General features: G+C 58.9%; 6 protein-coding genes and 2 tRNA genes. 2 read left to right on the forward strand and 6 right to left on the reverse strand.

Annotation, left to right across the window (positions count from 1 at the left end; genetic code table 11):
• Positions 1 to 4 precede the first annotated feature (4 nt).
• The 6 genes from VB144_13260 to VB144_13285 all read right to left on the reverse strand — a co-directional run bounded on the left by VB144_13260 (position 5) and on the right by VB144_13285 (position 8,804).
• Positions 5 to 436: a ParB N-terminal domain-containing protein gene (locus VB144_13260; GenBank protein MEA4884595.1), complete on the reverse strand. Its 432-nt coding sequence runs from the start codon at positions 434 to 436 to the stop codon at positions 5 to 7.
• Between the two features lie 56 nt (positions 437 to 492).
• On the reverse strand, positions 493 to 1,872 hold the full coding sequence (locus tag VB144_13265; GenBank protein ID MEA4884596.1) for a TrpB-like pyridoxal phosphate-dependent enzyme: 1,380 nt from the start codon (positions 1,870 to 1,872) through the stop codon (positions 493 to 495).
• A gap of 509 nt (positions 1,873 to 2,381) precedes the next feature.
• Positions 2,382 to 4,160: a phospho-sugar mutase gene (locus VB144_13270; protein MEA4884597.1), complete on the reverse strand. Its 1,779-nt coding sequence runs from the start codon at positions 4,158 to 4,160 to the stop codon at positions 2,382 to 2,384.
• Positions 4,161 to 4,239: 79 nt separating this feature from the next.
• Positions 4,240 to 4,812, reverse strand: a complete 573-nt coding sequence (locus tag VB144_13275) for a hypothetical protein (protein MEA4884598.1) — start codon at positions 4,810 to 4,812, stop codon at positions 4,240 to 4,242.
• 196 nt (positions 4,813 to 5,008) lie between these two features.
• Positions 5,009 to 6,328, reverse strand: coding sequence for a solute carrier family 23 protein (locus VB144_13280; protein ID MEA4884599.1), 1,320 nt, complete (start codon positions 6,326 to 6,328; stop codon positions 5,009 to 5,011).
• Positions 6,329 to 6,554: 226 nt separating this feature from the next.
• Complete coding sequence (locus VB144_13285) at positions 6,555 to 8,804, reverse strand: methyl-accepting chemotaxis protein (protein MEA4884600.1); 2,250 nt, start codon at positions 8,802 to 8,804, stop codon at positions 6,555 to 6,557.
• A 369-nt stretch (positions 8,805 to 9,173) separates the two neighbouring features.
• Between VB144_13285 and VB144_13290 the strand changes: the two genes are divergently transcribed.
• Both VB144_13290 and VB144_13295 read left to right on the forward strand, forming a co-directional pair.
• A tRNA-Arg gene (locus VB144_13290) sits at positions 9,174 to 9,249 on the forward strand.
• Positions 9,250 to 9,273: 24 nt separating this feature from the next.
• Positions 9,274 to 9,349, forward strand: a tRNA-Arg gene (locus tag VB144_13295).
• Positions 9,350 to 10,400 lie beyond the last annotated feature (1,051 nt).

Here is a 10,400-nt window from a genome sequence, read left to right on the forward strand (position 1 = left end):
TTCCCTACCCGGTAGCGATGCGAGGCGCATCGTCCATCAGATCGGCCAAGGCTACCGGACGGGAATCAGGAGTGGATGGCCACTCGTGACGAGAGGTCAGCGGCGGGTACGGAACGCCCCGGAGCCCAGTCCTTACCACGCTCTCCTTATCCACTTGGATGTCGGCCCGCCTAGGGTGAACGACTATGCATGGGTCACGGTAATCCACCAGGTATGCCGGGATGAAGAGGCAGTTCAGCTTCTTCAAAGCCGAGACTCTATGGTGCCCATCAAGGATGACCATCGAGGCCCGATCCACGATCACTGGCTGACGAAGCATACCATCGCGCCATATTCGGTCAATGAGCTCCACGAGGTGCTCCTTAATGACCTGCTCATGAGGCAAGAGCGCCCCAGCTTCCACAATTCCGAAGGCGCGAACCCAAAACTCCGACATTGCAGATCCTCCTCCTTCGCTCACGCCACACTGTGGGGTCTACTCTGCCGTGCCCCTCAGACCCTCGGGAGTCCCTTCAAAGCCAGGTCGATATCTTGCTGCGGGAACTCGTAGTTGCAGAGACGCCCCGCTCCGTACGCGTCGTAGGCCGACAGGTCGAAATGGCCGTGCCCGCTGAGGCAGAAGAGGATAGCAGGCGCCGACCCGTTCTCGCGCGCCCTCAATGCCAGTTCCACCACTTCAGCGATGGCATGGGCCGATTCAGGCGCCGGCAGAATCCCCTCGGTCCTGGCAAACAACGTCGCCGCCCTGAAAGTATCCAGTTGCTGCACCGCTACGGCCTCGATCAGCTTGTGCTTGTAGAGCGAACTCAACAGCGGCGACATGCCGTGGTATCTTAGCCCTCCAGCGTGAACCGAAGGTGGGATGAACGAGTGACCGAGAGTGTACATCTTCACTACCGGCGCCTGCCCCGCTGTATCGCCGTAGTCGTAGGCATAGGCGCCCCTGGTGAGAGAAGGACAGGCTGTCGGCTCCACAGCGATGGCCCTCGGCCCATCATGCGGCCTTTCCGCGACGGCGGCCTTCAAGGATGGCTCAAGGAACGGCAGAGCGATTCCGCCGAAATTGCTTCCTCCTCCGCAACAGCCTACGACCATATCCGGCTGCTCCCCGGCCATCTCCATCTGCTGTTTCGCTTCAAGACCGATGATCGTCTGATGAAGCAAGACATGGTTCAGCACACTGCCCAGGGCGTACTTCGTTCCATCATGAGTCACCGTATCCTCAACCGCCTCACTGATGGCGATGCCAAGGCTGCCTGGGGAATCGGGGTCAGACTCCAACACTGCCCGGCCAGCCCTGGTCCTGTTGCTCGGACTTGGGATGACATCCGCCCCATAAACCTGCATTAGCGCGCGACGGTAGGGCTTCTGATCGTAGCTTGCACGAACCATGTACACGAAGCACTCAAGCCCGAAGAAGGCGCATGCCATGGAGAGCGCGGAGCCCCATTGACCCGCGCCCGTCTCAGTTGCCAACCTTCTGGCGCCATCACGCTTGTTGTAGTAGGCCTGCGCAATCGCACTATTGGGCTTGTGGCTTCCTACGGGGCTGACTCCCTCGTACTTGTAGTAGATCCTGGCGTTTGTGCCGAGAGCAGTCTCAAGTCGCCTCGCCCTGAACATGGGGGTTGGCCTCCATTGCCGGTACGCATCCAGTACCTCTCCGGGTATGTCCACCGATGGCCTCATCGATGCCTCCTGCTCAACGATGGACGGAGCGAAGATACGAAACAAGTCCTCCGGCCGAACAGGCTCCATGGTTGAGGGATTCAGAGGAGGATCTAGGGCGTACGGCAGATCCGGCGCCGCGTTATACCAGGCGGTCGGCAGATTCCCCTCGTCAAGCAGGTATTTCACTCTGGCTTTCTCCATATCGATCGCTCCCTTTCCCTAAGATGGGTACGCAAAAGCCCGCCCCCACAAAATGGGGACGGGCTGTAACCGCGGTGCCACCCCGATTAGCCCGGACGTATGGCTACACGCACGCCTGCGGGTAGGCATCGCTCCGAACTCACTCGTTGTTCCAGGTACGCAGGCCTCGTGGCCCTTAATACCCTATCCTTCTATCGGTGGACCTCCGGCGGAACCTACTCGCATGCCTTTCGGCTCCGCGCCTCACGGATCCATTCAGCCGCTCCTACCGGCGTTGGGCTCACACTATCCCCAACTCGCTGTGCCAGTGGCGATGCGCCTACTAGCCCCGATCATTGGCACCGTCGCTATTCGTTTGCAGAATGATATCATTCAGGGTGAGGAGATGTCAAGTAGCCCCAGGAACAAACCTAGTCATAATCTCCGGACGATGAACCAATAGACTCCACCGGGCACTGCCCTTTCAATTACAGTGGCCTCACTCACAATCGCGCAGACCGAACTCCCGACTAGGGCGCCACCGGAAGCAGCCTGCGCGTTGAGGCCTCAAGCACGCCTGCACGCTCCTCCGCCTCCTGCGCCGAACGGCCCATCGCCGCGACATACAGCTTCAGCTTGGGCTCGGTTCCGGAAGGCCTAAGTGTGATCTTTCCTCCGCCCGTAAGAACCAGCTGGATGCAGTTCTCCCTCGGTAGGCTGATCGGGACCATCACCCCCGCCCCACGCTTCTTCGTCCATCCGGTGAGGTAGTCGTGAACTTCAGTCACGAGGAAGTCGCCCACGGAATCGGGAACATCCCGCCGAAGTGAGTCCATTGCGTCATCAGCTCCGCCAGGCCCTCCCGCCGGCGATGCCCCTGCAACTGCTACAGTATGAAGCCTCTCCACATAATAGCCATACTGCCCATATAGCTCTTCCAGGCGTTGCAGGAGCGTGCGTCCACGTGCGTGCTGCCGTGCAGCGGCGCACGCCACTAGCGCCGATGCGATTATGGCGTCCTTGTCACGCACGAATGTGCCAGCGAGATACCCGCAACTTTCCTCCAGGCCGAGCAGGAAGCTGGTCCCTGTTTGCTCAAGCTCGCCCATTAGCGCGCCTATGTATTTGAATCCAGTAAGGGTATCGATAGTCTCCACTCCGTGCGCAGAGGCAAGCGCGCGGACCATCTCGGTGGTGACGATGGTCTTCACCACGGCGCACTCCCGGAGATCAACGCCACGTTGCTCGGCGCTGTCAATCAAGAAGTCGCACAGGATGACGCCGACCTGGTTTCCGGTCAGCACCCTCCAGCCATCGCCATCCCGAACCGCCACTCCCACCCGGTCGCAGTCGGGATCGGTGCCTAACAGGATCTCTGGCGCCACGCCCGAGGCTCCCTCCGTGTTCATCCCTCTTGTACGCGTTGTGCGCGCCTCATTGGCCAGCGATATCGCCATGGCGAATGCAGCCGGATCCTCGGGGTTAGGAAGCTTAACAGTGGGAAAATCCCCATTGGGAACGGACTGCTCAGTTACCATGTACACATTCGAGAATCCTAGGGACTCAAGCACTCTCGGCGCCAGACGATACCCGGTTCCGTGCAATGGCGTGTACACTATGCCCATTCCAGCCCTGGCTTCCGTAGGAACAATTCCCCCGGCGATCTCCTCGATCAGGTCAACTACCCGACCGACGTAGTTATCGAAGAGGGCGCTGCCTACCTGGCTGATCTGCGCCTTCGGCTCTCCGGGGGCATCCAGGTAATCAAGCGCCTCTTCCGCCCTGGCGGCAACCTCAGCGGCGGGCTCTGGAAGCAGCTGCCCGCCATTAGGCCCGTACGCCTTGTAGCCGTTATACTCCGGAGGGTTGTGACTAGCCGTAATCACAATGCCGCCTGCCGCCCCGAGTTCGCGCACGGCGAATGAAAGGACTGGAGTGGGGGCTATTTCGTCGAAGAGATGGACTGGGATTCCACGCGACGCCAAAGTAAGTGCGGCAGCCTCCGCAAACTCCCGGGATCCTCGGCGGGAATCGTAGGCTATCACAACTCCCGACTCCCTCGCTCGCTCATCCCCCTGCAGGAGGAAACTGGCGAAACCCTCAGTGGCTCTGCGAACCACGTAGCGGTTCATCCTGTTAGTGCCCACGCCTAGTTTCCCGCGCATGCCCCCAGTGCCGAACGCAAGATCACGCCCGAACCTGTCTTCGATCTCGCGGAGATCGGAAGACAGACCCATGAGTTCCTTCCTTGCCAAGTCGTCTAGGCCAGGCGAATCAAGCCACCGGGAGAACACAGCTCCGTAGTCCATACGTTATCACCTCTTCGTATCCCTAGCGTCATCGTCGGTGTGCCTTCGGCATCCTGGCCGCATTTCCTCCCGGTCGCGCTTACTTGATGATGAACCCAGCGTACATCGCCCACGCGGTCATCATCGAGTATTGCGGGATTTCCATCTTCATCTTTATCGCGAGCTCAATCTGAACCTTGTCGAACCACTCAGTGCGCATTGAGATGCCCAGCTGGGTATCTGACTGCGGGTGCGCCGCCTGCATCACTGCCACAACCTGCAGGATAGTGTACTGCTGCGCAAGGGCCTTATACTGGTCGTCGTGGACGTGCTCTATCGAGATCCTATGCCCGGGCACTGTCCTAACGTCCTGCCGGCGCATCTGGTACCTCTGCCCGCTCGGCCCATATACCCAGACCACATTGCCCTTGTGCTCCGCTGCCTGAAACACGGTTCCAGCCGGAACTTCCGTCACCAACAGCCCGCGTGACGTCTTCAGTGATGCTGTGCGGAGCGTCTCAACACAGTCGATCTTCTTCTCCTTGGGCGGCTTGGGACCCTTAGGAGGCTTCGAGCCAACCTTCGCTGACGCCATTCCAGATAGGGCGCTCGCCAAGAACAGAAGGACGAGCATGATCAGTGCTGCATTTCGAGAGATACGATACCTACGCAAATCATTCCCTCCTCGGCACGATATTCCGCGCGCCACATCTAGAGACGCCGCATCTATCTCGATGTTCCCAGTGCAGCTAGGTCGGGGCCATCGACGTGGCTGGCTATCCCGCGATCACTAGACAGAAACGGGGCGCCAGGCACAGGCCCAGCCCCCGTCTCTGCGTCCAGAACCCGATTTTGCCGGATGACGTCGTCTACTTCTCAGCAGCCGCAGCATCTGGGCCAGGGAACAGCTGGAACACAATGTTCAGCAGTATGCCGAATATGGCCGCAGTTGCTATGGCAGGCAGGCTGATGCCGAAGACGGGGATCATCCCGCTCGGGAAGGCAAAGGTTCCACCGATGCCTATCACCAGGACCGTCGCTGCGATGGCCAAAGTCTTGGAGGAAAACAGGTCGACCTTCTCCGAGATCATTAGAGCCACGCCCTGCACCCCGATTACGCCGAACAGATACACCGAGACTCCGCCGATCACGGCGTTTGGAACGGAGTTTACGGCGCCCGCCAGCTTGCCGAGGAATGAGAGTGCTATTGCGACAAGGGCCGCCACGGCGAGGACGGGAACAGAGAAGTTCCTGGTTATCGCCATCACGCTGTTGTTCTCTCCGTAGTTGGTGCCCGCTGGTCCGCCCAGTGCCCCGGCGATCATATCGCCCAGACCGTCTCCGACGAGGCTAGATCCCAACAGATTGGATATGTTGTATCTCTTCTCACGCCCGAGTCTCTTGGCCAGATTGTTCACGTACAGGTCTATCTGGTAGAGGTGCGCAGTTGACTCAGGTATGGTCGCAATTGCGACAGGCATGATCGCAAGCATCGCCGCAGGGCTCCACGATGGGAATGTGAAGTGAGGGGTCGTGAACACCGGCGCCGCAGAGATCACTGAGTAATCCACCGCGCCGATCATTGCGCTCACCGCATACCCGACTGCAACGCCGAGGAGGATCGGGAGCTGCCCCAGAGTGCCCCGGAGATACACGGAGAACAGGATAGTCGCGACGAGCGTCACGACGCTCACCGTCCAATTCGACGAGGCGGAGTTCATTGCGGCCCCAGCCAGGGCGATTCCGATCACGATGGCGACACTCCCAGTCACCACTGGGGGCAGGACTCTCTCGACCTGCTTCTTGCCGAACCTGTTTATGATGAGCCCTGCGACAATCGACACCAGCCCAGACGCGATGATCCCGCATTGCGCCTGCGAGATGGCCAGATCGGTCGCGATTTCGCCGAACTGCTTTACTCCGGTGATAGCTGCGACTGCAGCGATGTATGAGAAACTGGAGCCGTAGTAGAGAGGAATCCTTCCGCGGGTAACGAGCAGGAAGCCGATCGTGGCCAGGCCGCTTGCGAACACGGTGGTGGAAACGTGGAACCCAGTGAGGAGTGCTACCAAGACCGTGGCGGGGAACATGACTATCACTTGCTGTAGTGCGAAGAAGATTAGTTTCCAGAACGGTGGTGTGTCATCTGGCAGGTAGCCGGTTAGTTCAGGGTTTTTCTTCGTCGCCATCTGCATGTACCTCCCTGCGGTTACCCTCGTCCGGGGGTCGGCGGGCATGAAAAATGCACTTCCGCCCGCCGGCCAGAAGTGCATAGAAGCCCACCCCGTACACTCTTGCCGGCCTCACAGGACCGATCTTAAAGAGTAACCTCTTGGGCAAATGCTACAACTCCATCGAGTCTTTGTCAATTGGATTCGCGATCCGGCGATCAGATTCTCGATCCTCCGATGCTCCCTACGCTTTGAACCCTCCCACCATCGAGTTGAGGTCGGAAGCGAGTTCTGCCAGCCTCTTCGCTGATGCCGCAACCTCCTCAATAGCCGCGTGCTGCTCCTCTGATGAAGCTGAGACCTCTTCGGAACTGGCTGCCGTCTCCTCGATGATAGCTGCTATAGAAGACACTGCATCCGATACCTGCGCGCTCTGGGACGCCATCTGCTCCGCGGCGGCGGAGTTCCCCTCGGTTATGTTCACGATGCTGTCGGCAGCCTCTTTCAGCACGGCCTGGGAGCGGGCAAACTCCTCAAACGCGGTCTCAAGCCGAGCCATCTGCCCCTCTGTGCTTTTCACCTGCTCCGAGATCCTCGACAGAGCCTGCTGGGTCTCGGCAGAGAGCGCCACCCCGTTCTCAATCTCCTTCACGCTCGCGTTCATGGATTCAACTGACTGGCCTATGCTCCCAGTTATCTGCTTGATCAAGGACTCGATCTCCCGCGCGGACCTGCCGGCCCCCTCCGCGAGTTTCCTCACCTCATCTGCCACTACCGCGAAGCCTCTGCCGTGCTCACCGGCCCTGGCGGCCTCTATGGCAGCGTTCAGAGCCAGCAAGTTCGTCTGTTCCGCAATATCCTGTATTGCAAGGACGATGCCGCCGATCTGCGCGGAGTGCCTTCCGAGTTCCTCAACCCGCCCCGCTGCCTCCGACACCGTTCGGCTTATCCTGGCCATACCGTCTGAAGTCATCTGCACCGTCCGAACACCATCGTTCGCCGAAACGGTGGCATGTTTCAGGTACTCCGATGTCTTCTCAACTGCCTCCTGGGATTTGCCAAGAGTCTCCGAAATGCTCTGAACTGCTGACGCCATGTTGTCGGCAGACTTTCCTTGTGCCTGAGCTCCAGCGGCTATGGAATCGATCACCTGCGAAAGCTCGCTCATCATCGCCGCAGCATCACTCGACATCTTGCCCTGCTCCCCGGTGCCCTGTGCGACCTGGTCGATGGCGGATGTCACCTGGAGGCTCGCCTTGCCTACCTCCTGGGCGACATCGGAGAGGCGCGCGCTTGCCTCGGCAACCTGCTCCGAGCTCACCTGCACCTTCTTCACCACGGTCTGGATCTTATCTACGAAGGCATTGAACCACTTTGCCACATCACCGATCTCGTCGCTGGCTGCAACCGCGAGCCGTCTTGTGAGATCGCCCTCGCCACTCGCGATATCACTTAGCATCACCGCAGTTGTGGAAAGCGGCCTCGCCAGGCGCCGTCCGAAGACCAGCCCAACCATTGCAACACATGCCGCAACCACGCCCACCGCTATGGCAAGCCCCTTCGCCATTGTGTTTGCGCCGGCGAAAGCCTCCGCGGCATTGAGCTCAACCACAAGTCCAGCAGGATGATCGCCTAGCATGACAACGCCTATCGCGGATAGCGCCGTGTGGCCATCGTAGTCCTTATACTCGACTGACTGAGAGTAATTCGTGTTCCCCGCGGCAATCTCCTTGGCAAGACGCCTCGTGGCTTCGGTGTCGATCTTCTGCTTAAGCACCGCGTCCTTCGAGTAGACGCCGTGCTTGGTGTTGGTCAGGAACGTACCGTCTTGAGATACGATGTAGGCATCTGCCGACTCCCCGAGCTCTTCGAGGCCGGCTTGGAGTTTGCGCTCCATGTCTGCCGTGGTCATGGAAAGGCCCAGAACCCCAAGGATTCGGCTGCTTCCTGCACCTGCGTATATCGGCGCCCCGGTGACGATGACATTGTCGTTCACCACGCCGGAATAGAAGATGCTCGAATACGTGACCTTGCCTGCCATGGCGCCCTGGAAGTAATCGCGCGATGACAGGTCAGCTCCTTCGATGGACTTGGCGTTTGACCACACACCTGTTCCATTCGGATCCATGATGAACACAAATGCGTACCCGTAGTTGCGCACTACTTCGTCGGCAAGATGGTCCAGCACACCCGTCTTCATCGCCCGCCATTCCGGGCTCGCGCTGTTCCATGCGGACGCCTCGAGCACTGCAAGGCTGCCGCGAACGTCTTTCGTAGTGGAAAGCACTGATGCATCGTTGCCCTTCCCGGCTATCCAAGCACTGAGTTGCTGACGGACAGATTGGGAGAAAGCCTGAGTAGCTCCGTGAACCTGTTTCTTCATGGCGCCCCGGAACTGCATATACGCAAATCCCGACACCAGACCAAGCGGGATCAGCGATACCAGAATGAAAGCGGCAGCGAGTTTAGCGCCAAGCTTCAGCCTGTTGAACATGGTGTATTCCTCCCCCATCGTGTCGCCATGTTGTTACACAACAGTATCGGCATCCACCGCGATTCCCATTAGGGGCAGTTCAGTGCAGTGCGGAGTGTTAGTGTCTTAGGTAGTGGTGTAAATCCAGCGGAAGGATCCTGTGAGCATTGATAGGGACAGCCGCCATGTGGTTCTCTTCGGGTGTAATGCAATACAATCCGAGGGGGTAACCACGATGGCAGCTGCCAAAAGAAATGCATCACTCTTGGGCATTCTCCGCCAGACGGGGATGAATGACAGTCCGCGCATGTCATTGACTCCTATTTGCCGAGCGTGCTATAATTCATGGGTGAGGCGGCGCTCGAAGGCGCTGCGCGATCATCTGGCAGTGCGCCCGTAGCTCAGTGGATAGAGTGACGGACTACGAATCCGCAGGCCGCTGGTTCGAATCCAGCCGGGCGCGCCATCTTATCTCACAACAGAATTGCGTGGCCCTGTAGCTCAGGGGATAGAGCAGCGGTTTCCTAAACCGTTGGCCGCAAGTTCGATTCTTGCCAGGGCCACCATCATGCCACTAGGTGCGACAATTGTGCAGCAGGATGAACTCCCGCTGCATCTGTGTTTTCTCCACACCTGTTGCACACCCGATAGCCCAAGCCCATATTCAGCACCCTCGGGCCTTGAATCTCTTGGTTTTCAGAGGAAGCGATTTTCTTTCGGAATCGTGATGGGGACCGACGGCGATAGTGCGATACTCCCAGAGCCCGAAACATCTTGTCCGGGAACAGCTTTGATTCAGAAAGCAGCCGACTGCCATCGGGAAGCTGAACAACGATGACAGCATCAAACGAGTCTAGGATCATCCGTGCTGTAGGCCGTTTTGTTGTCTTTTTGCCCGGGATGGGCAACTCCTCGTTAGTGGCTTCAGATCTTCATACTCTTGCTCCTTGAGCCTGCACATCTCCCGAGATTTCGTATAGCACATGGCGACTCTCGTGCTTGATCTTCTCAAGTGCTGCCCTGTTTGGCCAGGGTCGGGTAGTCAGCGTGGCGCGCTGCTGTAGCCGCGCGCCACATGCATGGCCCCCGGCTGCGCGCCCGCGCCGCCTGACGAGGTGTGACCAACGCGATCGAGCCCTGGAGCGATACTGTCGACGAATCCAGCAGTGAGATGAGCTCAATGTCGACGGAATCGACGTTGAGACGCCCGCGATGTCGATGAAACCAGCATTGAGACCCTCCAGACGCACGTTCCGGCTAGATTGGCGACACTGCGCGCGAGAGGGCGGGATCATGGCATAATGTGGCGTGGCTGACTGGCAGCTAGACGTGTTTTCGGAAATCGCCCGCGCGCGTCATGGAATCTGCGCGAACCTCGGCCGCGGGAGTCGGACCGTCAATGTCGACCAAATGGACACTGACCCCGTGGTCAATGTCCATTTGAGTCGCATTGAGCGCGCGACAATGCCGGTTTGGCCGTAAGCGTCAAATAGCGCCCACCTGGAGCTATGCCGGCGAGCATGCGATAATCCCCCTTGAGAATACCGATTCTAGGGGGATTTGCTTATGCCCGAGACGCTATCGAGTGCGAAATGGAGACCCATAGTCGATGAGTTC

This window comes from Clostridia bacterium (genome assembly GCA_034926675.1).
In the GTDB taxonomy this organism is placed as follows: domain Bacteria; phylum Bacillota; class DTU025; order DTU025; family DTU025; genus JAYFQW01.